A 23952-nucleotide genomic window follows, 5' to 3' on the forward strand; every position below is an offset into this window, starting at 1 on the left:
CAGCGGCCAGCGAACCTACCCTCCCGCCATGGGCGGACCGCTGTGCCGTGCCGAATGCCAGAGCCGGGACCAGGAACCAGGCGCGGCGGCGGCCGAGGCGGTGGATGTCGGCGGTGCCGTTGGCCGCGGCCGGCGGTTTCCCAGCCGCAGGCCCGGTAGCCGGGCACCCCGGTCGACCCGCTGCCCTGTCGTGCTGCGGCCGCCGCCACCGGCTGCCCCTCGCACCGGGGGCCGATGGCGGAGGCCGCAGCCGGCCCGGGCTTCAGTCCTGTGCCGGCACAGGGGTCGGGTCCGTCGTGGACGGTCGACCCCGGTCACGGGACCTCCGGGCCACCCGCCCGGTCGGCTGCCGCGCCCATTCCGGGCAGCCGACCGGGCGGGTTCCGACCCGCGTCCAGGCGGCCGGACGGGCGACGCCCCGCGCCGGCTACCACTCGTGCCGGCCCGGACGCGGCGTTCCGGGCCGACGGTCAGGACGCGGTGTGCTCCGCGCCGGAGCTCAGTAGGCGACGGCGAAGTGCGTGCGCGGGTGTGCGCCCTGCTCGGCCTCGTCGAGGACGGCGATGGCGAAGTCGCGGTAGGAGATGCGGCTGGCACCGTCGGCGTCGGCGAGCATGCCGGTGTCGCCCGCGCGGTACGCCCCGGTCCGCTCGCCCTCCGGGTCGAACTCCATCGCCGGCACCACCACCGACCACTCGACCGTCGCCGGCGCCTCCCGCAGCACGTCGAGCGCCGCGGCGTGGGCCTTGGCGAAGTCCTGGAACTGCGCCGGGAAGCCGGGGGTGTCCATGACCCGGACGCCGGGCGCGGCGTCGAGGTAGGCCGACAGGCCGATGGCGACCAGGCGGCCCCCGCCGGTCTCGGCGACGGCGTTGACGAGCGCGCCGGCGGCGGCGGTGAAGAACGTCGCCATGTTGTCCCCGGCACCGGGGGCGACCGCGTTCACCACCACGCCCGCGCCCTTGACCAGGGCGGCGACCTGCGACTGGTCGGTGACGTCGCCGGCGACCACCTCGACGCCGGAGCCGGAGAGGTCGGCGTACCGGGTGGTGTCCCGGACGACCGCGACGACCTCGTGCCCACGGCTGGCGGCCTCGGCCACGATCGCCCTGCCCGCCTTGCCGCCTGCGCCGAACACTACGATCTTGGTCACTGGTCGTCCCTCTCTCGCGATGCCGATGTTCCGGTTGCCGCCCACGCGTACGGGCTGTACGGCTGCGAACGGCGCCGGCGTGCCACGGTAACGAGCACCGAGGTTTCTTCCGGGAAACCTCGTTAGGCTGGATCGGTGACGGACTCCACCTCGCGCTTCGATCCGGTCTGCCCGTCCGGCATCGCGCCGATCCACATCGGCGACAAGTGGACGGCGATGGTGATCTCCCTGTTGGCCGAGGGACCGATGCGGTACTCCGACATCCGGGCGCAGATCGGCCCGGTCACGGCGAAGGTGCTGACGGCGGCGCTCCGCGGCCTGGAACGGGACGGCTTCGTCGCCCGGATGGAGCAGCCCGGCCCGCCGCGCAGCGTCCACTATGGCCTCACCGAGCTGGGTCGGACCCTGCTGCCCGCCATCGAGCTGGCCGTCCAGTGGGCGCACGACCACCTCGGCGCGATGCTCGACGCGCAGGAGGCATACGACCGCGAACATGCCCGACAGGGCCGGGTGGAACTGCGCTGATCAGGCATTTCTGTATTGATTCGGGGTGCCGTCCGGATAGCTCAGCGCATCCATTACCGTCGACTCAGGTGATCCAGGACACAATTTCCCTAGGGGAGATCTAGGGGTTCTGGCGAGCGCTTCGACCGTTGGCTGCGGCGAAATTCCCATAGTAAGGTTACGGTCCGTTCGACAGGTGGCGAGCGCATCGCCGCGCGCCCCCATTGACGTTTCTTCGCCGGGCCTCGACGCATCGGGCGCGGTGTCCACCCCACATTCACTCAATTCCAGGGGGAAGCTTGTCCCGGTTGAGCCGTAGGCGGTTGATGTCCGGTGTCGGCACCGTCATCGCCGGCGCAGGTGCGAGCACGCTGATCGGCGACCACGTGGTCGCCGCGCCCGCCCAGGTCGACAGCCTGGCCGGTGGGCAGAAGACTCCAGGGCCGGTGACGATCGGCCCCACCGACCGCCGTTACGCCGACGCCCTCCAGCGCGGGTTCAACCGCCGCTTCGTGGGCAGCCCGGAGGCGGTGCGGATCGTCAGTACCACCAAGCAGGTCGTCGCCGCGGTGCAGGCGGCCGTGACGGCCGGCAAGAAGGTCGTGGTCCGCAGCGGCGGGCACTGCCTGGAGAACTTCGTCGACGACCCGGCGGCGAAGGTCGTCATCGACCTGGTCGAGATGCGCTCGGTCACCTTCGACACCACCCGTAACGCCTTCTGCGTGCAGGGCGGGGTCACCCTCGGCGACCTGTACCGGCGGCTGGACTGGGGGTGGGGCGTCACCGTCCCCGGCGGCTCCTGCCAGAGCGTCGGCATCGGCGGGCACGCCACCGGCGGCGGGTTCGGCATGCTGTCCCGGCAGCACGGCATCGTCGCCGACTACATCGACGCGGTCGAGGTCGTCATCGTCGACGCCACCGGCACGGCGAAGTCCGTCGTGGCGACCCGGGCCACCGGGGACCCGAACCGCGAGCTGTGGTGGGCGCACACCGGCGGCGGGGGCGGCAACTTCGGCATCGTCACCCGGTTCTGGCTGCGCAGCGCCACGGCCACCGGCACCAACCCGAGCACGCTGCTGCCGACGCCGCCCGGTGCGGTCGCCAACACCATCCTCACCTGGAACTGGGCCGACGTGTCCCGGGCGGACTTCGTCCGGATCATGGCCAACTACGGCACCTGGCACGAGCTGAACAGCGCCCCCGGGGCCACCGGCACCAAGCTGTTCTCCGCGCTGACCGCCAACCGCAGCGAGTACGGCCGGCTGTCGGTCGTCGCCCAGGTCGACCCCACGGTCAGCGGCAACAACACCCTGCGCAGCTCCTACGTCAGCGCGATCACCGCGGGCGTCACCGCGACGCCGACGATCCTCGACACCGGCACCCGGCCGTGGCTGACCACCACGCTGAACCTGCCGACCACGGCCGCCGCGTTCGGCATCACCGGCCCACTGCGCTCCAAGAGCAAGGGTGGCCTGCTCAAGCAGCGCTACACCGACGCCCAGGCGGGGCGGGTGTTCGACCGGCTCACGGCGAGCGGCTACACCAACCCGGCGTCCGGCCTGACGCTGCTGTCGTACGGCGGGGCGATAAACGCCACCGCTCCCACCGCGACGGCGACGGCGCACCGCTCGTCGGTGATGGCCGCGTCGTTCACCAGCTACTGGGACGACCCGAGCGCCGACGCGACGAACATCGACTGGCTGCGCGGGCTCTACCGGGACGTGTACGCCGAGACCGGTGGGGTGCCGGCGCCGGACGCCCGCAACGAGGGGTCCTACATCAACTGGCCCGACATCGACTTCCTCGACAGCACCCAGAACACCTCCGGCGTGTCGTGGTCGACGCTGTTCTACGGCGACAACTACCCGCGCCTGCAACTGGCCAAGGCGGCCTACGACCCGCTCAACGTGTTCAGCCACGTCCTGGGCGTGGCAGCTCCGTGACCGGACAGGTCCTGGTGGTCACTGCGGGTGCCGGTGGGATCGGCTCCGCAGTGGCCCACCGCTTCCGGTCCCGGGGTTGGCATGTGGTGATCGTGGACCGTGACGCCGGGCGGGGGCGCGCGGTGGCCGGCGGGTGCGACGGGCTGTTCGTGCACACCGACGCGACCACCATGGCCGGCTGTCAGGAGTACGTCGAGGCGACCCTGGCCCGGCACGGGACGCTGGACCTGCTGCACCTCAACGTGGGCGTGCTCGCCGGCACGGCGGTCGGCGACGGGTTCGACCCGCAGGCGTACCAGTCGATGATGCGGACCAACGTCGACTCCGTCGTGTTCGGCGTGCAGGCCGCGTACGCGCCGATGCGGGCGCACGGCGGTGGCGCGGTGCTGGTCACGGCCAGCACCACCGGGGTGCGTCCGTCGCCGGACGCCCTGTACTCGGCGAGCAAGCACGCGGTGGTCGGGCTGGCCCGGTCCCTCGCGGGCCCCCTCGGGCAGGTGAACATCCGGATCAACGCGCTCTGCCCGGGCGCGGTGGACACCCCGATGCTCGCCGACCGGCGCGACGCGCTGGTGCGCGCGGGTGTCGGGTTGGTGACACCGGAGGAGGTGGCCGCCGCCGCCGAGCAGGCGCACGCGACGGGACGTACCGGCGAGGCGTGGATCGTCAACGCCGGGCACCCGGTCGCCCCGCATCCGTTCACGGAGGTCGTCATCGCGGGAGAGGAACGGATCTCCCGCTGACGGCCGTACCGTCGGCACGTCCCGGTGAAGATCAGTGCCGGTAAAGATCAGCGGTCGAACAGACAGGAGTGCTTTCATAGGGGCCGGTCACGCAATTCGGAACGACTTGCACGGCAGGGGGACCAATGATAACCGAACCCTTATTCGGCGATTACCCGGAAGAGTTCCCGGGGACGTGGTTGCGACCCGATGTCGATTCCGCGCGACGGTCGATCAGGCAGGTCGTTGGTTACGACCGGGTGTTCCGGAGAATCGAGGCGAGCCTCGAACCGCTCGCCGGCCACCCCGAGGCACGTGAATCCGACCGGTGGAAGTCGCTGGTGCTGGCCTCCTGCGATTTCCCCGGCGCCCTCGACCGGCTCACCGACCTCTATCCCTGCGGCGAGGCCCGGCACGGCACGTCCCTTGAGGACATGAGCCGCGAGCAGTTGATGACCCTCGGGTTGGTCAACGCGATGACCGCCACCTGGCCCGGCCTGGACCACGTCACCATGGCCCGTGACTACCTGGAGAACCAGGACGCCCAGATCCCCACCGGCGTCGAGTGGCTGGTGAGTTGTGCGATCCGCATCCTGCTGCTGTCCGGGGATCCGAACGCCGCCGCCTGCGCGGCGGCGGCCCGGCAGCGTCTCGGCGGGCAGAACCCGATCGGTTGGCGGGCCCGACTCACCAGCCTGCACGCCGTCTGCGCGCTGCTCGACGGCGACGTGCAGGGCGGCGTCGAGTGGGGTGAGCAGGCGCTGCGGATGATGCAGCCGCGGCGCTGGGCGCACCGGATCGGTGAGCCGCTGGCCACCGTGGTCCTGGGCAACCTGGCCCTGGGCCGGATCGGCGCGGCGGTGCACCACCTGCGTACCACCCCGTCGGCGTTGATGGACGAGTCCAGCTACAGCCTCTGGTACCGGCACGGCTTCGGGCACTTCTGTCTGGGCACCGGTGACCCACGCGGCGCGGTGACCCGGTTCATGAGCTGCGGGCGGAGCATGGCCGAGTGGGGCATGGCGCTGGAGCACCTCTTCCCGTGGCGGCTGGCGGCGGCGGCCGGCTACCAGATGCTCGGCGAGCAGGACATCGCCGTACACCTGGTGGATGCGGCGTTGCAGGCCCGCGGCGACGAGATACGGGCCCGGGCCATGCAGACCACGGACAGCGTCGGGGTGGTCTTCGGCGGTGCCCGCGAGGCGATCCTCACGACGCTGGAGCGGTTCTCGTCGAGCCCCGACTTCTTCCTGATCCTGCGCCGGTTGCAGACCGAACCGCTCGACTTCGGACGCGGGGACTACGCTACCGTCACGGTGCTGGAGCGGCGTCCGGTGGCGTTCCTGTCGACGCTCACCGACAGCGAGTTGAAGGTCGCCACCCTGGCCGGCCGGGGCAAGCAGAACAAGATGATCGCCCGGGATCTCAGCATCACGATCAGCACGGTGGAGCAGCACCTGACCCATGTGTACAAGAAGCTCGGCATCGGCAACCGCAAGGAACTCCGCCTGATCATGGGCTGACCCACCGCGTCGCCGGGGCGACGCCCTCCCGACCTGATCGCCCTCACCACGGACCCCGGACGCCGGGGCCCACACCTCTAACGGAACCTCATGTCTAGTCACCTCTCCGCACCGGATTCCGCCGGGGCGCAGGAGCACCGGGGCCGGCCGACCCGCCGGGCACAGGTCCACGCGGTGGCCGTGCTGCTGGCCACCACGGTCCTCCCGCTGACCATCACCGGGGCGTCGGTCGCGTTGCCCGGCATCCAACACGACCTCCAGACCAGCACCGTCGCCGCGCAGTGGGTGGTCAACGCCTACAACGCGACGTTCGCCGCGTTCCTCGTGCTGGGCGGCGCGGTCACCGACCGGTGGAGCCCCTACCGGGTGTTCCTGTCGGGGGTGGCGGTCTTCGCGGTCGCCTCCGCCGCTTCGGCGTTCGCACCGACGGTGCTGGTGCTGAACCTGACCCGCGCCGTCACCGGCGTCGGCGCGGCGGCCACCGTGACCGGCGGGGTGGCGCTGCTGTCGGTCGTGCTGACCGGCCGGGCGCAGGCCCGCGCCTTCGGCCTGCTGGGCACCCTGCTCGGCGTGGGGTTGGCGTTCGGCCCGCAGCTCAGCGGCGTGGCGTTGGAGACGCTGGGGTGGCAGGCCGTGTTCGGGGTACCCGCCGCGGTGGGCGTGCTGGTGATCGGTCTCGCCCTGGCCGCCCGCCCGCCCGCCGCCGCACGCCGGACGTCGGCCCACCCGCCGTTCGACTGGGCCGGGGCGCTGCTGTTCACCGGGGCCTCGCTGATCGGCATCGCGACCCTGGTGGAGGCGCCCCGGCTCGGGGCGACGCATCCGCTGCTGTGGGGCGGGGCGGCCCTGTCCGCCGTGCTGCTGCTGTCGTTCGTCGGTGTGGAGCGTCGGGTGGCGCACCCGGTGACCGACCTGACGCTGCTGCGCAATCCCCGGTACACGGCGATCGCGATCACCGCGGGCACCCTGATGGTGGTGCTGGTGCCGATCCTGGTCTACCTGCCGTCGTACCTGATCAACGTGGTGGGCCTGTCCCCCACCGAGGCGGGCGCCTGGATGCTGGTGCTCACCGCCCCGACGATCGCGTTGCCGCCGGTGGGCGGCATCCTGATCAGGAGCGTCGGGATGACCCCGGTCCTGGTCACGTCGGTGGTGCTCTGCGGGCTCGGCGCGCTGGGGCTGGTGACCCTGTCGCCGGGCAGCACGTTGCCCACCATGGCGCTGCCCCTGCTCGCCATCGGGGCGGGGGCCGGACTGCCCTCCGGTCACATCGACCGGCTGGCCGTCTCCGAGGCGGACGAGAGCCGACGGGGGGCGGCGGCCGGGCTGTTCAACACCATCCGACTCTCCACCGAGAACGTGAGCATCGCGGCGGCCGGGGCGTTCATCGCCGCCGCGAGCCCCGTCGGCCTGCGCGGACGGCACTTCACCGACGCGCTGCACACGGTGGCGCTGGCGCTGGCGGCGGTAGCGATCGCCGTCGCGACGCTGCTCGTGGTCGTCGACCGTCGGGCCCGGGGCGCGGCCCGGGTGGAACACGCCCCGGGCCCGGTACGGTCGGCAGTGAGCGAGTAGCCGGGTGGCGGCCGGTGGGCCGTCGCTCAGCCCAGGCTGATCACCGGTCGGGTCAGGGTCTCGTCGGCGTACCCGTCGTCGGAGGCGAGCCACCGGCCGAAGTCCCCGTCCCGGTAGGCCGTCGCGAGGGTGAGCCAGCCCAGGAAGTAGCCGCTGCCGCCGCAGGTGACGACACCGCCGTCACCGCCGCACACCACCGTCGGTTCGGTCGTCACCTCGTACCGGTAGGAGTCCTGACCGATCGCCAGCCCCCACAGGTTCGGCGTGCGGTGCACCCCGGTCACCTGCTCGACCGGGTAGCCGTCGTCGGGGGTGTCGTCGCCCCAGCGGAACAGGGTGGTCGCGCCCGCGCCGCAGGCCCACTCCCACTCGTCCGGGCTGGTGGTCCGCAGGCCGAGGTCGGTGAGGGCGGCCATCGCCTCGTCGTGGTCGAACTCCTCGACCAGCACCGCGCGGGTCACCCGGCCGGTCGCGTCCAGCTCGACGGTCAGCCCGTCGGCGGAGCTCACCGTGCCCGCCCCGTCGCTCCGGCGGCCGAGGGACGCGACGAGTTCACCGACCCGGGGGTCGTCCGGCGGCACCGGCATCTCGCCGGGTTCGAACGCCTCCACCGCGACCAGCATCGCCGGCAGGTCGACGTCGCGCACGGGCGAGGTCATCGCGTCGAGGTGCTCGGTCAGCGGCGGCAGGCCGTACTCCTCGGCGCTGTCGGCGTAGCTGGCCTGCTGACCCGCGCTGGGGTGGAACCGGGCCGCGTCGTAGCCGAGCGTCGGCCGGCCGCCGGGCACCAGCGCGAACCGCAGCCCGCCCCGGTCGAACACCGCCGTGCGGTGCCGGCGTCCCGCGTAGGTGGTGTCCCGTAGGCCCACCACGGTTAGGTCGTGCCGTGCCGCGATCTCCCGGGCCAGTCGGCCGGCGGCCTCCTCGGACCGGTCGTTCCACTGGTCGACACGGAGTTCGGCGTACGACATCGGGCCAGGATAGGGCCGGACGCGCCGGCACCGGCGGGCGGGTTCGGCGTCCGCCGGTGTGCCGGGCGCCGGGTGCCGGGTGTGGTCAGTAGCCGATCCGGAAGGTGGCGTCCTGCCGGTCGGTGGCCGGTGAGCTGCTGGTGAGCGGGTCGATGCGCAGCAGGTAGTCGTAGTGGCGCAGGTAGCGGTCGGGGAAGTTGTACGACCGGAACGACGTCCACGACGAGTCGGCGAGGCCGGCCGTGCGGTAGAACGTGGCGTCGCCCCGGAACGCGCTGGTGCCGTCGTTGGCCGCCAACCGGATCGTGTAGTCGTAGTGGCGCAGGTACCGGTCGGGGTAGTTCACCGAGCGGAACGACACCCCGGCCGGGTCGGCAAGGCCCGGCACCAGGGTCCACAGCTGGTCCTGGTACGGCTCGAACGGGTACGGGTCGATGCGCGCGACGTTGTTGCCGTGCCGCACGTAACGGTCGGGGAAGTTGTACGACTTGATCCGGTTCCAGGTGGGCAGCCCCCAGGCGGAGGTGAGCGCGGTCAGCTCGGCCGAGGTCACCGGGGCGATCCCGGGGTGCTTGGAGTTCAGCGGCTGGGTGTACGCCCGGTCGTTGAGCAGGCTCCACGTGCCGCCGGCCACGTTGCTGGTCTGCCAGCAGAAGAACCGGCCGTTGGGGCTCCACGTGTCGCCCCACAGGTACCAGGTGTTCGCGGTGTGGGACTTGACGATCTGCGGGGCCTCGACGCCCCGACCGGGGCCGATGGCGGCGGTGTGGATGCTGAAGCTGCCCGGGTTGAGGGTGGTGGAGCGGGTGCCGAGCAGGGTGCTGTTGGTGTTGTTCTTGAAGTACATGTAGTTGACCCCGTTGACGCTGACGAAGCTGCCGTCGATGGCGTCGTAGCCGGGGTCGAAGAACGTCTGCGGGGCGGAGGCGGTCACGAAGTCGCTGGTGTAGTTCACCATCAGCACGTTGCGGCCGCCGGTGACGGCGGAGTAGACCACGGCGTACTGCCCGCGCCCGGCGTCCCAGTACGCCTCGGGCGCCCAGGCGTGGGTGGCCAGCGAGTGCACCTTGAGCAGCCGGTAGCCGGTGAAGGTGCGCAGGTCGGCCGAGTCCCAGACGTGCAGGTACTGGCTCTGGTAGTTCCAGTCGGTGCCGTTGAGGTCGGTGGCGAGCACCACGAAGCCGCCGTTCTGCTTGCGCAGGACGAACGGGTCGCGCAGGCCCCGGCTGCCCAGCGTCGGGGTGGCGACGGGGCGGTTCTGGTTGAGCGGGGTCCAGTTCAGGCCGTCGCTGCTGACGGCGAGGTGCAGCCCGTAGTTGGCGGCGGTCATGCTCGGCGACTCGGTGAAGTACGCCATGACGTAACCGTCCCCGGGGGCGGCGGACGCGGTCGCGGGGCGCAGCAGGGTCGCCCCGGCCAGGGCGGCACCGGTGGCGGACAGCAGGGTGCGACGCTTCAACTGATCACCTCGGGTGGCGGGCGGCAGGGCGGCACTGACCCCCGTACGTTATCGCTAACATCGATGACGTCAAGTGTTAACACGAGCCGGACCGGCCTGCGCAGGGTGCCGTCCACCGGACCCACGGGGGCAGGTTGCCGTCGGAGACACCGGCAGCCTCGACGGCGGAGAGCCCGTCGAGGCGGCACTGGTGCAGAGTCCGTGCGAACGACACGTGGTCGAGGCTGCGGCGGGGCCGGTTCCCGTCGCAGCCTCGGCGACGACGGGCCGGCCGCCGGCGGAGTCAGTCCTCCAGCCACCCATGCGAGCGGGCGAACTGGGTGAGGTGCTGCCGGATCTGGCTGATCTGGCCACCGGTGAGCGTCGGGACCTGCTCCACCAGGAGATCGGTGATGTCGGCGCGGAAGGCGGCCGCGGTCAGCACGTCGCACTCGTCGTCGTCGGCGCGGTCGGCCGGCACGCCCGTCGTGGCCGGCACGCTGCGCGCGACGGTCGCGCGCGGTGTCACCGGGCCCGGGTTGAGCAGCCGCGCGTAGAGCGCCTTGACCCCCCGGTTCCCCTCCACCGACTCGAACTCCACCCGCATGCCCGGGGCCACGTTCGGCCGCTGATCGCCGAAGTCGTTCGCGTGGACGAAGACATCCTCGCCACCGCCCTCCGGGCTGATGAAGCCGTACCCCTTCACGTCGTCGAAGCTGAGAATCGTTCCGACCGCCACCGCGACCACCACCCCAATAACAGGAACCACCAGAACAGGAAAAAACCACCGCATCGGATGCCACCGCAAGGGTACCGCCCCCGAAGCGACACCCATGGTAAGCGACGGGTGCCCGATCCGGGGGGCACCGAGCCGCCGGGACCCGGTCCGCACCGAGCCGCCGCGTGCGGTCCGCACCGAGCCGCCGCGTGCGGCCCGCACCGAGTCACCGCGTGCGGCCCGCCTGCCGCCGCGCGGGCGGCGACGGGACGCGGTCATCCGGGACGACGGTGGGCGGTGGCGGTGGGCGGAGCCGCCCGACGCATTCCGGCCCGGAATCAATTGTCGCCGGGCACGGGCACGGCCCGCTCCGGCAGGTGTTCCCGGCCCCATGCCCCCAGGGGCTTGAGCGCCTGATTCAGCGCCTGACCGCGATCGGTGAGTGAGTATTGCACCCGCAGCGGCAGGCCCGGGGAGGTCTCCCGGTGGACGATGCCGTCGGCTTCCAACTCGCGCAGATGCTGGAACAACACCTTTTCGCTCACTCCGATGAGCCTTCTCAGCTCACCGAACCGTCGGTGCCGGTCGCTGAGGGCCCACAGGATCACGACCTTCCACTTGCCACTGATCACCTCGATCGCGGCGTCGAGTCCGCAATGCGTCGGCCGCACCCTGACACTCAATTCGCCCACTCCCCGAACGGCCGGGACGCGTTCCCCGCGCGCTCCGGTGTGCCGCAGAGTCTAGCGCGCGAGGTCGCCCGGTCCCCCGTTTCGTGGGGCACCCGTGGTGGCCGGGGCCAGGTGCACCAGGGCCCGCGGCACCAACCGTCGGGCCGACGCACGGCACGGGTCCACCCCAGTCCGGTCGCCGTCGGAATTGACTCCCGATGATCTCGAAAGTTCGCCCGACGAGGGCACGGTGTGCGTCTGCTCCGGCGTCCCGGAATGCGGGCCGATTCCGGCCCCGCGCCTGGCGGCGGCACCTGGCCGGCTGCCCTTTTCCGCGATCGCGGAAAGGTCGGCACCACCCGACGGGCCCGGCGTCCGGAAACCCATTCCAGCCACCCCGGGCTGGGGGAACAGCCATCGTCCGCGGCCGGCTCCGCCGGGTGGGGTGATCGGCGACCGCTCACATACCTTGCAGTAAGTGGTTGAGGGCTCATCTGCCCGCGTCTAGGCTCACCACTGTCGAATCGGCGGCGGCACCTGCTTTCTGCGTGCAGTGCCCTAATCCCTTTCCTGCCTTTTCCGGAACACAGAGGAGCGTGACACCGGTGTCCGGTGACAATGGCGTACGCGTGTCGGTCGTCGGCCTCGGAATGATGGGTTCGGCCCTGGCGGGCGCATATCTCAGGGCCGGCCACCCCACGACGGTGTGGAACCGCTCCGCCAGCAGGGCCGACCCGCTTGTCGAGCAGGGCGCGCGCCGCGCGGACACGATCGCCGACGCGGTCGCCGCGAGCGACCTCCTGGTGGTCTGCGTGGTCGACTACCGGGCCCTGTACGAGATCTTCGAACCGGTGCGGGAGGCACTCGACGGCAAGACCATCGTCAACCTCACCTCCGGGGTGCCGGAGGACGCCCGGGGGGCCGCACGGTGGGCGCAGTCCCTGAGGGCGAGCTACCTCGACGGTTGCCTCCTGACGGTGCCGCCGGCCGTCGGACTCCCCCAGACCCTGCTGTTCTACGGCGGCCCGGCGGAGGTCTTCGACACGTACGAGTCGACCCTCAAGGTCCTCGGCGGCAACAGCGTCCTCCTGGGTGCGGACCCGGGGGTCGCCAGTCTCTACGACCTGTCGCTGCTGGGCATCCTCTGGTCGTCGCTCGCCGGCGCGCTGCACGGCTTCGCGATGCTCACCGCCGAGGGCGTCCCCGCGGCGGCGCTGACGCCGTTCGTCGGGTCCTGGATCACCCACGTGGTGCTGCCCAGCATCACGGGTGCCGCCCGGCAGGTCGACGCGGGCCGGTACGCCACCGACATCTCCACGGTGGGCCTGAACGCCGCCGGTCTGGCCAAGTTGGTGGAGGCCAGCAGGGGCCAGGGAATCCGGCCGGACGTGATGGTCCCGATCCGGGACATGCTCCGGGAGCGGGCCGGCAGCGGGCACGGCGACGAGGCGCTGGCCAGCATGATCGAGGTCATCAGGAGGCCCCGGGCCGCCGCGTCGTGATCCGCCCACCCGGCCTGCACCCGCCCGACCTCCGGTCCGTCGTACGCCCAGCGTGGCGGGGGTACGACGGACCGGAGGTGACGGGCTAGCGGACGGTGAAGGTCAGCGGGTTCGAGATGCCGACACCGCCGTGGGAGTCGTGGACCCGCACGGTGAAGGTCGACGACGTGCCGGCGGACAGGGGCACCTGGAACTGGTAGCGCAGCCCGCTGTTGGTGGGCGTCACGGCCAGCTTGGTCGTGCCGAGATACAACTCCACCCGACTGACGGTGTCCCCGGCGTCGGCGTCGGTGGCGTCGGCGACCAGGGTGACCGTCGTGGGTTCGAGGAAGTACGTCTGCCCGCCGGGGGTGCTCAGCGCCACCGCTGGCGGGTGGTTGGTGCCGGAGGACGGGGGCGTGACCACCGTGACCAGCAGCGGCGGCGCACCACCGGACAGCGACTGGTCGGTGCCGGCCGAGACGTTGAGCAGGTAGGTCGTGCTGGTCCCGGGGGCGCCGGTCGGGGGTGTCCACTGTGCGTCGAACCGGTCGCCGGTCGTCCGCACCCCCTGGGCCACCGTGACGCCGTTGACCCGGAACGACACCCCGGTGATGTAGTGGCCGCCGCCCACGGTCGCGGTCGCGGCCAGCGGGACGGGGCCCGGTGCGGTGTAGACCGCGCCGACGGTCGGACTGACCCAGTTGACGTACGCCGGGTAGTCGGCGACCGGCGGCGAGGTGGTCGGCCCGGCCGTCGTCCTGCTGGGCAGGACGCCACCGGTGCAGGCGACGCCGTTGAGCGTGAACGACGCCGGCACGGGGTTGCTGAGGAACCAGGCACCGACGAAACCGATGTTCGCGGCGCCGTTGGTGCCCAGGGTCGCGTTCCAGCTGAGGTTGGTCGCGCTGACCTGCTGGCCGGACTGGGCCCAGGTGGCGCTCCAGCCCTGGGCGAACTGCTGGTCGACAGCGGGGAACGCGAACCGCAGCGTCCAGCCGTTGACCGGCTCGCCCAGGTTGGTGACCGCGACGTCGGCGTGGAAGCCGCCGGTCCACTGGCTGGTGACGACGTAGTCCACCCGGCAACCGGCGGCCGCGTTCGCCGCACTGGCGTGCGAGACCGCGGCCATCATCGCGACGATGGCAACAACGACGGCGGCCACAGCCGTCAGCGACTTACGCATGGCACCCCTCGCCTATAGATCGTTAATCATCGATAAGTATGACGACTGTCCTGCCGTTCGGTCCTGCTGTCAAGGCACTCCGGCAGTCCTGCCGCCGGCAGGACATCAGCGCATTCACCGCATCAGCCCGCAGCGACGCGAGGGCCGGCGACGACCCCCCGTAGGTAGCGCAGACCGTCCGTGGCGAGCCGGTCCTGCGACGGGGCCAACGGACGCCAGATCGCCGCGGCGGTGGCGATGGTCTCGTTCTCCGCCGTGAACGACTCGATGCAGACCGAACCCCGGTAACCGGTCTGCCCCAGCACCGCGAAGAAGCGCGGCCAGTCGAAGTGGTCCGCCCCGGGTGAGCCCCGGTGGGTGCCGCTGACCTGGACGTGCTTGATGTACGGGCCGGCGGCGGCGAGGGCCGCGTACGGATCGGACTCCTCGATGTTCATGTGATAGGTATCGATCATGATGCCGACGCTCGACGGCAGTCCGTCGATCAGCTCGACCGTCTGCGCCACGGTGTTGACCACGCTGGTCTCGTAGCGGTTCAACGCCTCCACCCCGATGCTCACGCCACACGCAGCGGCCTGCTCGGCCACCGGCGACAGGGCTCGCCGGAACTCCGCATAGCAGTCCGCCCGGGCCGCCGGTGACATCCGCCAGGTGCGCCCGACCGAGGCGTACACCGGACCACCGACACAGGGGGCGCCCACGGCCGCCGCAGCCGCCACGCACCCCCGCAGGTACGCGACGGTCGACGCCACGACCGCCGGGGACGCGTTCACCAGGTCCCGCCCCGGCGGGGTGACCGCACAGACGCCGGCCACGACGAGGCCGTGCGCGGCCAACAGGTCCCGGGTCCGCACCGGGTCCCAGTCGCCGGGCTGCTCGATCGGCAACTCGACCGCGTCGAAGCCGAACCCGGCGATCCGGGGGATCAGCTCGGCGAGGGCGTCGTCGTCGACGGGCGACGCCCACACCCAGGGGTTGACGCCGATGGCGTACACCGGGCCTACTTCCAGCGCTGTGGGTAACCGGGCAGGTCGGTGCAGCCGCACATCGCGTAGTGCAGCGGCGGCATGTCCGCGTCGAGGTACCGGTCCAGGTTGTCCTGGGTGATGGTCGGCTGGGGCAGCTTCCACGGGCTGGGCACCTGCTGGCCGTCGAGGATCCGCAACGCCGCGATGATCGGGGTACGCCACTGGTAGGTCGGGTAGGTCGGCGCGATCGCGGTGAGGTTCTTGTCCTTCCACACCTTCAGGAAGTCGAGCTGGTCCTCGCCGTTGATCGGCGGCACCGGCTTGCCCGCGTCCTGGAACGCCTCGACCGCGGCGACGGCGACGGCGCCCGCGTCCATCCAGACACCGTCGATGGTGCCGTACCGCTGGAGGTAGTCGTCGACGATCTTCTTGGTCTTGGCCGGGTCACCGTCGGTGAACTCCACCCCCACCACGTCGACCTTCGCCTTGTCGAAGGCCACCTTCGCGGCCGACCAGCGGGTCTCCAGGACGTCGACCCCGGGCAGGATGCGCAGGGCGAGGACCTTGCCGCCGGGCTTCATCTTCTGGCTGACGAACTCGGCGCCGGCGTGACCGAAGCCGTACCCACCGATGGGGTTGATGAACGTCACCGGGCACTTCGTGTTGACCCCACGGTCGAAGACGATCACCGGCAGCCCGGCCTTGCAGGCCGCCTCGACCGCCGGGGTGAGCGTGGCGGTGGTGTTCGGCGAGACGATCAGCGCGTCACAGCCCTTGCCGAGCAGGTCGTTGATGTCGGCGATCTGCTTCTGGTCCTTGCCCTCGGCGTCGACGTGCACGAACTCCTTGATGCGGCTCTTCTGTGCCTCCACCTCGGCCTGCATCGTCTTGAACCCGACCTGCCGCCACGGGTTGTTCAGCGCGGCGTTCGAGAAGCAGATCTTGTGCGGACCGGCCTTCCTGAACGTCGCCGTGTCCACCATGGTCGGGTTGAGCATCTGCTCCCACGGCTTGTCCGCCGGCCCGGTCGGGGTCGCGCCGAGCAACGCCAACTCGGCGTCGTAGTCGGCCTGGACGAAGAACTTCGACTGCTCTCCGGTCCCCGACCCGGCGGCCGAGGAGGAGGAACCGCCCGACGGGCCCGCGCCCGGTTCGTCGGTGGCGCAGGCGGTGAGGGACAGCAGGGTGACGGCGGCCAGCGCCGCCATGCAACGTCGCACTATGGATTCCCCTTATCGTGACGAAGAACGGGTTGCCGAAACCGCCACGGCGAGCAGGATGATCGCGCCCTGGACGGTGGACCGGAGGGCGCCGGAGACGCCGTAGAAGTTCATCAGGGCGAACAGCAGTTCGAGGGTCAGCGCGCCGAGCATCGCGCCGACGACCGAACCGCGCCCCCCGCCCAGCGCGACGCCGCCGAGGACGACCGCGGTGATCGCCCCGAACTCCAGGCCCGCGCCGGCCTGGAACGACACCCCGCTGTAGCCACCCAGCAGGATCGCCGCCACGGCCGCCGCCAGCCCGCTGAGGATGAAGGCGACGGTCCGGGTACGCCAGACCCGTACCCCGCTCAGCTGCGCGGTGCGCGGATTGTCCCCGACGGCGACCAGGGTCCGACCGAAGTCCGACCGCATCAACGCCACCGCGAGCACCGCGACGACCACCAGGACCAGCAGCGCGTACGGCACCCGGCCGAGCAGCGGCACGTCCTCGATCGCCCGCCGGCCGAACCGCCGGAACTCCTCGGAGAGGCCACCCTTCGGTGCTCCGTCGGACCACAGGTAGACCGCGCCGACCAGGATCAGGAACATGCCCAGGGTGGTGATGAACGACGGCACCCGCAGGCGGGTCGTGATCAGGCCGTTGACCAGCCCGACCAGCGCGCCGAAGGCGAGCAGGAGCAGCACCACCGGCCAGGTCCGGGCCGGGTCGCTGTCGATCAGCCGGGCCGCGACCACCACCTGCGCGGTGACCAACGAGCCGACGGACAGGTCGAACTCGCCGGAGACGATCACGAAGTACTGCCCGGCGGCGAGCAGGATGACCGGCGCCGAACGGCCGAGGAAGGACATCAACGACGGCGGGTCGAGGAAACTGGGCTGCCGGATGCCGACGAGCACCAGCAGCACCGCGAGGATCGCCAGGATCGGCAGCACCCCGCCGGGGCGGAGCCGGACGCGGCGCAGGGGCAGCGGACGACGCTGGACGATCTGCATGGTCAGGACGCCGCCTTTCGCAGGGCCCGACGGGCGTAGACGGCGACCGCGGCGATGATGATGACGCCCCTGATCACCTGCTTGAAGAAGGCGTCCACCTCGAGCTGGTTGAAGATCGCATCGATGCTGGCCAGCAGCAGCACTCCCCCGACCGTGCCGACCACACCGCCGCGTCCACCGGCCAGCGCGGTCCCGCCGATCACCACCGCGGCGATCGACTCCAGGTCGTAGAGGCCCTCGGTGCCCACCCGGGGTGCACCCGAGCCGAGCCGGCTGGCCAGGTAGACCCCGGCGAGCCCGGCACACAACGAGCACAGCACGTGGGCGGCGACCAGGACCCGGTCGTTGCGGACGCCGGAGAGCCGGGCGACCTCCGGATCGCCGCCGACGGCGACCAGGTGGTGACCGAACCGGGTCCGGGACAGCACGAACCAGGCGGCCCCGGTCACGGCGAGCAACAACAGGAACGACAGCGGCACCGGGCCGACCCGCTGATAGCCGAGGGACTGCACGAGGCCGGGCGAGGTGGCGCCGGCCGGACCGTCATAGTTGCTGTCGAGATACCCCTTGAGCAGCAACCCGACGCCGAGCGTGGCGATGAACGCGTTGATCCGCAGCCTGGTCACCAGCAGCCCGTTGAACAACCCGACACCGGCGCTGACCGCGAGCGCCAGGCCGACCGCCGGCAACAGCGCCCCGTCGCTGCCGTTCATCGTCTCGGCCGCGACGAGGGTGCTCAGACTGATCACGTACGCCACGGAGAGGTCGAGCGACCCACCGAGAATGACGAGCGTCTGACCGACGGCGACGAACCCGAGACCGGCGGCCACGTGCAGCAGGCTGACCGTCGTGGACTGGTTGAACAGCTGACCGCCGTCGACCAGGACGACCAGCCAGCCGATCGCGAGGGTGAGGGTCAGGGCCACGAACACGCCCGGCACCCGACGCCGCACCGGCAACAGCGTCAGGACACTCACCGGTCGGTCTCCGTTCGCGACTGCGGGGCTCGCAAAACCGGCTCACTCCTCGCACTCACCGGTCGGTCTCCGTGACGTGGCCGACGGCCAGGGTCATGACGTCCTCCTCGGTGGCGTCGGCGGGCAGTTCGCCGGCGATCCGGCCGTCGCGCATGACGACGATCCGGTCGCTCATCCCCAGCAACTCGGGCAGGTCCGAGGAGATCATCAGGACGGCCGCGCCGTCGCGGGCGAGGCGGCGGACGAGGTCGTGGATGGCCGACTTGGCACCCACGTCGATGCCCCGGGTCGGCTCGTCGAAGAGCAGGACCTGCGGGTCGAGCGCGAGCCAGCGGGCCAGCACGACCTTCTGCTGGTTTCCCCCCGACAGGAAACGGATCTCCTGGTCGTCACCGGCGGCACGGACCTCGACGGTGGCGAGCAGTTCCCGCACGCGTCGGGTGCGGGCGGCACGACCGGAACGGGCCGCGCCGACGGCCCGGGTGGCGAGCAGCGCGTTGTCGAGCACCGACTGCCGGGGCACGATCCCCTCGCCCTTGCGGTCCTCGGTGACGTAGGCGATGCCGGCCCGCATCGCGCTACGGGGTGAGCGCAGCCGGACCGGCCGGCCGTCCAGGGTCACCTCGCCGGTGGTGAACGGGGTGACGCCGAAGAGCGCCCGGGCCAGCGCGGACCGTCCGGAGCCCTGTAGGCCGCCGACGCCGAGCACCTCGCCGGCCCGCAGCTGAAGGTCGACGGCGTGCAGTTTCCGGTTGCCCGCGTCCCGGACGGCCAGCCGTACCGGGCCGAGGTCGTCGGAGGTGGCCCGGTCGGGGTAGTAGCTGGACAGCTCCCGGCCGACCATGTGCCGGACCAGGTCGTCGGTGTTGGTGTCGGCGGTGTTCACGGTGGTGACCCGGCGGCCGTCCTTGAGCACGGTGATCCGCCCGGACAGGTCGAAGACCTCGGTGAGCCGGTGCGAGACGTAGAGCAGGCCAATTCCCCGCTGCTGGAGTCGGCGCACCAACCCGTAGAGCAGTTCCACCTCGTGGTCGGCCAGCGCCGCGGTGGGCTCGTCCATGATGAGCACCCGGGCGTCCAGGGCGAGCGCCTTGGCGATCTCGACGACCTGCTGCTGGGCGACACCGAGCCCGCCGACCGTGGCGTCGGGCGCGAGGGTGGTCTCGCCGATCGAGGCGAGCAGCTGGCCGGTGCGCTCGCGCATCACCCGACGGTCCACCAGTCCCCGGCGTACCGGCTCGTGTCCCAGGTGGACGTTCTCCGCGACGGTACGGTCCGAGAGCAGGTTGAACTCCTGGTGGATGATGCCGATCCCGGCCCGCTGGGCGTCGCGCGGGCCACGGAAGACCTGCGGTGCGCCGTCCACCTCGACGGTGCCCCCGTCGGGGGCGTACCCGCCCGAGACGATCTTCATGAGGGTGGACTTCCCCGCGCCGTTCTCGCCGACGACGGCGTGCACCTCACCGGGTGTGACGTCGAGGTCGACGCCGTCGAGGACGCGTACCCCGAGGAAGGACTTCCTGATGCCCCGCAGGGTGAGCAGCGACGCCGGTGGCGGATCTGGCATTCCGGGAACCCTCACAGAAAGTAGTCATCGACGTGGTCCGCGCCGCGCCGCCGGCTCGTGCGAAGGGCTGGTTGGGCCGGCTTTTGCCTGCTGCCGCAGGTGCTTACGTCTCGACGACGCAAACTTTCCTTGACATCGACGAAACATCACACGTATGAAGATAGATGTTTCGATGCGTGTCCACAATCCTCCTCCCGACGCAATTCCCAGGCCGATCCCTTCTACTTGGCACCGAAGCCGGGTCGCAGCACCCCCGGGCGACCACCGTCGACCCGTCGAAACATCGAACCTCTTCGAATCCATTGACACGTATCGATGACTGGCCCATCCTGGCGTCGCGGCCCACGGGACGAGAACACCAGCCACGTCACTTTCTGTGACCTCTGCGGGGCGGACGGCCGTTACGGCGGACGGCACGACGACCCGAGCAGCACACCCGTGCCCTCGTGCGCCCAGCTGACACCTGGGTGCCGACGGACCACGGTCGCCACCGGAGTTGCCCGCCGAAAACTAGGAGACGGCATGCGTCGTACCACACTGCTCATCGCCATGATCGCCGGCCTGTTACTCTCGCTCGGCCTCGCCCCACCCGCGTCCGCGGCCCCGGCCTTCCGCGCCCTGTTGTTCACCAAGACGGTGGGCTACCGGCACGACTCGATCCCCGCCGGGATCAGCATGTTCCAGCAGCAGGCGGCGGCCAACAACTTCGAGCTGGTGCAGACCGAGGACTCCAGCGTCTTCACCACGGCCAACCTCGCGACCTTCGACGTCATCATCATGTTCCAGACCTCCGGCATGGTCTGGACCTCGGCCGCCCAACGGCAGGCCGTGGAGGGCTACCTCGCCAGCGGCAAGGGCATCGTCGGCATCCACAACGCCCTGGACATGGGCATCGAGGGCGAGTACCCCTGGTGGGACCAGACCCTCAACGGCGGCGCCCACATGCCGGAGCACTCCCCCGGCGTGCTGCCCGGCACCGCCATCGTCGCCGACAAGCAGCACCCGTCGACCACGGGCCTGCCGGACCGGTGGAACCGCAGCGAGGAGTGGTACAACTTCGACGCCAATCCGCGCGGCAACGTACACGTGCTGGTGACCGCCGACGAGCGCACCTACAACCCCGGCTCCCGGGCGATGGGCCCGGACCACCCGATCTCCTGGTGCCGCACCGCCGCCGGCGGGCGGGTGTGGGCCACCGCGATGGGCCACGCGATCGACTCCTACAGCGAGACGAACTTCCGCAACCACGTCCTCGGTGGCGTGAAGTGGGCCGCCGGCAACCTGCCCGGTGACTGCGGCGGCACCGTCTGGGGCAACTTCGAGAAGCGCACCCTGGACGACAACACGGTCGACCCGATGGCGCTGAACGTGCTGCCCGACGGCCGGGTGATGTACGTCCAGCGCGGCGGCCAGGTCAAGATCTTCAAGCCGACCACCAACAGCACCGTGACCGCCGCCACGCTGAGCGTCTACACCGGCGGCGAGGACGGTCTCACCGGCATGGCGATCGACCCGAACTTCGCCACCAACGGCTACGTGTACCTGTACCACTCACCGGCGAGCAGCAGCACCGACGTCAACCGCGTCTCCCGCTACACGCTGTCCGGTGACACCCTCAACCTGTCCACCGAGGCGCGGATCATCGACATCCCGGCGTACCGGGACCGCACCTTCCCCGAGCCCGGCCACACCGGCGGCTACATCGACTTCGGCCCGGACGGCAACCTCTACATCGGCACCGGTGACGACACCCCGCCCAACCTCGACCCCAACTGGCAGGGCTACGCGCCGCTGGACTGGCGCTCCGGCAAGTCCAACCTCGACGCCGCCCGCAGCGCCGGCAACACCAACGACCTGAGGGGCAAGCTGCTGCGCATCCGTCCCTCGGACAACGGCGGTTACACCGTCCCGACCGGCAACCTCTACCCGCAGGGCACGGCGCAGACCCGGCCGGAGATCTACGCGATGGGTTTCCGCAACCCGTTCCGCTTCTCGATCGACCCGGCCAACGGCTGGGTCTACCTGGCCGACTACGGGCCGGACCGTAACCCGCCCACCACCAACCGCGGCCCCGAGGGCCTGGTCGAACTCAACGTGATCAAGCAACCCGGCAACTACGGGTGGCCGTTCTGCCACGGCGACAACCAGCCCTACGCGCCGTACAACCCGGACACCGGCGTGGTCGGTGCCAAGTTCAACTGCAACGCCCCGGTCAACAACTCGCCCAACAACACCGGCCTGACCAGCCTGAAGCCGATCGTCGCCCCCAACATGTGGTACGGCTACGGCACCTCGTCGACCTTCCCGGAGCTGGGTTCCGGCGGCTCCGGCCCGATGGGCGGGCCGGTCTACCGGTACGACCCGGCGAACCCGTCGGCCACCAAGTTCCCGCCCTACTACGACGGCGTGCACTTCTTCTACGAGTGGTCGCGCAGCTACATCAAGGAGATGCACTTCGACTCCGCGACGGCGGTGACCCGCACCAACACGTTCCTGCCCGGCGGGCGGTTCAACAAGCCGATGGACCTGGAGTTCGGCAAGGACGGCTCGCTCTACGTGCTGGAGTGGGGCACCAACTTCGGTGGCGGCAACAGCGACTCCGGGCTCTACCGGATCGACTACATCCAGGGCGGCCGGTCCCCGATCGCCAAGGCCGTCGGTACGCCCACCAGCGGCCTCGCCCCGCTGAACGTCCAGTTCAGCAGCGCCGGCACGGCCGACCCTGACCCGGGCAACACGCTCAGCTACCAGTGGACGTTCGGCGACGGTACCACCTCGACGGCAGCCAACCCGTCGCACGTCTACACCACCAACGGCAACTACACGGCGCAGTTGAAGGTCACCGACAACACCGGAAAGACGGGCTTCGCCAACGTCCAGATCACCGTCGGCAACTCCGCGCCGGTGGTCACCATCACCACACCGGCCAGCGGCGGCATGCTCACCTTCGGTGACAAGGTGTCGTACCAGATCAGCGTCACCGATCCGGACGGCGGCACGGTCGACTGCACCAAGGTGCTCCTGAACCCGGCGTTGGGTCACGACGACCACGCGCACGAGACCACCGAGTACCCGGGTTGCTCGGGCACCATCTCCACCGACCTGCTCGGTGGGCACCCGGACGGCGCCAACCTGTTCTACGTGCTCAACGCGCGCTACACCGACAGCGGTGGCCCGGGCGGCTCGTCCCCGCTCACCGGCACCGCGCAGGCGATCCTCCAGCCGAAGCACAAGCAGGCCGAGTACTTCAGCAGCCAGTCCGGCATCCGGGTCGTCGACGAGGCCAGTGCGGAGAGCACCAAGCGGGTCGGGGACATCTCCAACAACGACTGGATCGCGTTCAACCCGATGAGCCTGGCGGGTATCTCGACGGTCAGCTACCGGCTGTCGTCGCCCTCCGGTGGCGGCACCATCGAGTTGCGGGCCGGCTCGCCGACCGGCACCCTGCTGGCCACCACCCCGGTGCCCAGCACCGGCGGCTGGAACAACTACCAGTCAACCGCACCGGTGAGCGTGTCCGCGCTGTCCGGTACGCAGACGCTCTACATGGTGTTCAAGGGCAGCACCAACAACTGGTTCGACCTCGACTCGCACACCTTCGGCGGGGCGGGGGTCGGCGTACCCGGCACCGGCACCGGCACCGGCGTGGCGGGGAAGACCTGGACGCTCACCGCCCTGCACAGCGGGAAGCTGATGGACGTCAGTGGCGTCTCCACCGCCGACGGCGCCCAGCTCACCCAGTGGGCGGCCACCGGTGGCAACAACCAGAAGTGGCAGGCCGTGGACGCCGGTAGCGGCGCGGTCTATCTGAAGGCGGTGCACAGCAACAAGTGCGCCGAGGTGATCGGCGGCTCCACCACAGCGGGTGCGTTCCTGCAGCAGGCCACCTGCAACAACAGCGACCGGCAGAAGTTCACCGCGACGGCGACCACGACCGCCGGGGTCTACACGGTGCGCAACGTGCAGAGCGGGCTCTGCATGGACGTCAACGGTGCTTCCACCGCCGACGGCGCCCGCCTGTTGCAGTGGACCTGCCACAGCGCCAGCAACCAGCAGTGGCGGTTCACCCAGGTGTGATGCACGACCCGCCGCCGTCACGGCGGCGGTAGGCCGGGAGGGCCGGCTCCGGATGTCGGAGCCGGCCCTCTCCGGTTGCGTCGGCGCCCCGCCCGCCCCGGGTGGTGGGCGGGCCATCCCGGTCCGGGCCGGCGTGATGGTGAGCGGGATGCCGGATCGCTGCGACGGGACGGGACCGCCGCAGCCGGCCCTCGGGACCGCCCGGGGTACGGCTGGCCTGACGATGCCCCGGACCCCGGGCGGCGGATCGGCCGGGGTGAGG

General features: G+C 70.9%; 18 protein-coding genes. 7 read left to right on the forward strand and 11 right to left on the reverse strand.

Annotated features, from left to right (window positions below; translation table 11 throughout):
• Window positions 1-499 precede the first annotated feature (499 nt).
• Window positions 500-1153: an NAD(P)-dependent oxidoreductase gene (locus JQN83_RS33090; protein ID WP_208567534.1), complete on the reverse strand. Its 654-nt coding sequence runs from the start codon at window positions 1151-1153 to the stop codon at window positions 500-502.
• Window positions 1154-1288: 135 nt separating this feature from the next.
• On the opposite strand from JQN83_RS33090, the gene JQN83_RS13805 reads away from it, so the two are divergent.
• From JQN83_RS13805 to JQN83_RS13825, 5 genes are all read left to right on the forward strand, one after another.
• Window positions 1289-1678, forward strand: coding sequence for a winged helix-turn-helix transcriptional regulator (locus JQN83_RS13805; protein ID WP_307799254.1), 390 nt, complete (start codon window positions 1289-1291; stop codon window positions 1676-1678).
• Window positions 1679-1965: 287 nt separating this feature from the next.
• Complete coding sequence (locus JQN83_RS13810; RefSeq protein ID WP_208567535.1) at window positions 1966-3600, forward strand: FAD-binding oxidoreductase; 1635 nt, start codon at window positions 1966-1968, stop codon at window positions 3598-3600.
• On the forward strand, window positions 3597-4343 hold the full coding sequence (locus JQN83_RS13815; protein ID WP_208567536.1) for an SDR family NAD(P)-dependent oxidoreductase: 747 nt from the start codon (window positions 3597-3599) through the stop codon (window positions 4341-4343). Before JQN83_RS13810 ends, JQN83_RS13815 begins: the two co-directional genes overlap by 4 nt.
• 239 nt (window positions 4344-4582) lie before the next feature.
• Entirely contained in the window at window positions 4583-5845 is a 1263-nt protein-coding gene (locus JQN83_RS34105; RefSeq protein WP_208567537.1) for a helix-turn-helix transcriptional regulator, read from the forward strand.
• Between the two features lie 90 nt (window positions 5846-5935).
• Window positions 5936-7420 (forward strand): MFS transporter, encoded by a 1485-nt coding sequence (locus tag JQN83_RS13825; protein ID WP_208567538.1) that lies wholly within the window; start codon window positions 5936-5938, stop codon window positions 7418-7420.
• A gap of 26 nt (window positions 7421-7446) precedes the next feature.
• Here JQN83_RS13825 and JQN83_RS13830 read toward each other — a convergent pair whose 3' ends face one another.
• The 4 genes from JQN83_RS13830 to JQN83_RS13845 all read right to left on the reverse strand — a co-directional run bounded on the left by JQN83_RS13830 (window position 7447) and on the right by JQN83_RS13845 (window position 11218).
• Window positions 7447-8391 carry a hypothetical protein gene (locus tag JQN83_RS13830; RefSeq protein WP_208567539.1) on the reverse strand — a complete coding sequence of 315 codons (945 nt, stop codon included), beginning with the start codon at window positions 8389-8391 and terminating at the stop codon, window positions 7447-7449.
• Between the two features lie 85 nt (window positions 8392-8476).
• Window positions 8477-9850, reverse strand: a complete 1374-nt coding sequence (locus tag JQN83_RS13835) for a glycoside hydrolase family 43 protein (RefSeq protein WP_208567540.1) — start codon at window positions 9848-9850, stop codon at window positions 8477-8479.
• Window positions 9851-10133: 283 nt separating this feature from the next.
• Complete coding sequence (locus JQN83_RS33815) at window positions 10134-10568, reverse strand: cold-shock protein (RefSeq protein ID WP_307799287.1); 435 nt, start codon at window positions 10566-10568, stop codon at window positions 10134-10136.
• Between the two features lie 317 nt (window positions 10569-10885).
• Window positions 10886-11218 carry a winged helix-turn-helix transcriptional regulator gene (locus tag JQN83_RS13845; protein ID WP_307799255.1) on the reverse strand — a complete coding sequence of 111 codons (333 nt, stop codon included), beginning with the start codon at window positions 11216-11218 and terminating at the stop codon, window positions 10886-10888.
• Window positions 11219-11823: 605 nt separating this feature from the next.
• Between JQN83_RS13845 and JQN83_RS13850 the strand changes: the two genes are divergently transcribed.
• Entirely contained in the window at window positions 11824-12720 is an 897-nt protein-coding gene (locus tag JQN83_RS13850; protein ID WP_208567541.1) for an NAD(P)-dependent oxidoreductase, read from the forward strand.
• A gap of 85 nt (window positions 12721-12805) precedes the next feature.
• Here the strand turns inward: JQN83_RS13850 and JQN83_RS13855 are convergent, their stop codons facing one another.
• From JQN83_RS13855 to JQN83_RS13880, 6 genes are all read right to left on the reverse strand, one after another.
• Window positions 12806-13885, reverse strand: a complete 1080-nt coding sequence (locus JQN83_RS13855) for a cellulose binding domain-containing protein (protein WP_208567542.1) — start codon at window positions 13883-13885, stop codon at window positions 12806-12808.
• A gap of 122 nt (window positions 13886-14007) precedes the next feature.
• Window positions 14008-14880 (reverse strand): sugar phosphate isomerase/epimerase family protein, encoded by an 873-nt coding sequence (locus JQN83_RS13860; RefSeq protein ID WP_208567543.1) that lies wholly within the window; start codon window positions 14878-14880, stop codon window positions 14008-14010.
• Window positions 14881-14885: 5 nt separating this feature from the next.
• Window positions 14886-16073, reverse strand: coding sequence for an ABC transporter substrate-binding protein (locus JQN83_RS13865; RefSeq protein WP_307799258.1), 1188 nt, complete (start codon window positions 16071-16073; stop codon window positions 14886-14888).
• A 12-nt stretch (window positions 16074-16085) separates the two neighbouring features.
• Window positions 16086-17069: an ABC transporter permease gene (locus JQN83_RS13870; RefSeq protein ID WP_208567544.1), complete on the reverse strand. Its 984-nt coding sequence runs from the start codon at window positions 17067-17069 to the stop codon at window positions 16086-16088.
• A gap of 2 nt (window positions 17070-17071) precedes the next feature.
• Entirely contained in the window at window positions 17072-18046 is a 975-nt protein-coding gene (locus JQN83_RS13875) for an ABC transporter permease (protein ID WP_208567545.1), read from the reverse strand.
• 55 nt (window positions 18047-18101) lie between these two features.
• Window positions 18102-19613 carry a sugar ABC transporter ATP-binding protein gene (locus JQN83_RS13880; RefSeq protein WP_208567546.1) on the reverse strand — a complete coding sequence of 504 codons (1512 nt, stop codon included), beginning with the start codon at window positions 19611-19613 and terminating at the stop codon, window positions 18102-18104.
• Between the two features lie 522 nt (window positions 19614-20135).
• Between JQN83_RS13880 and JQN83_RS13885 the strand changes: the two genes are divergently transcribed.
• A complete protein-coding gene (locus tag JQN83_RS13885) occupies window positions 20136-23690 on the forward strand; it encodes a ThuA domain-containing protein (RefSeq protein ID WP_208567547.1) in 3555 nt (1184 codons plus the stop codon).
• The last annotated feature ends 262 nt before the right edge of the window (window positions 23691-23952 follow it).

The sequence above is a fragment of the Micromonospora antibiotica genome, from assembly GCF_017599305.1.
GTDB lineage: Bacteria > Actinomycetota > Actinomycetes > Mycobacteriales > Micromonosporaceae > Micromonospora > Micromonospora antibiotica.

Coding starts and splice junctions, on each gene's coding strand:
- JQN83_RS13880 (WP_208567546.1), bottom strand. CDS start 19,613: ATGCCAGATCCGCCACCGGCGTCGCTGCTCACCCTGCGGGGCATCAGG.
- JQN83_RS13825 (WP_208567538.1), top strand. CDS start 5,936: ATGTCTAGTCACCTCTCCGCACCGGATTCCGCCGGGGCGCAGGAGCAC.
- JQN83_RS13885 (WP_208567547.1), top strand. CDS start 20,136: ATGCGTCGTACCACACTGCTCATCGCCATGATCGCCGGCCTGTTACTC.
- JQN83_RS13830 (WP_208567539.1), bottom strand. CDS start 8,391: ATGTCGTACGCCGAACTCCGTGTCGACCAGTGGAACGACCGGTCCGAG.
- JQN83_RS13855 (WP_208567542.1), bottom strand. CDS start 13,885: ATGCGTAAGTCGCTGACGGCTGTGGCCGCCGTCGTTGTTGCCATCGTC.
- JQN83_RS13870 (WP_208567544.1), bottom strand. CDS start 17,069: ATGCAGATCGTCCAGCGTCGTCCGCTGCCCCTGCGCCGCGTCCGGCTC.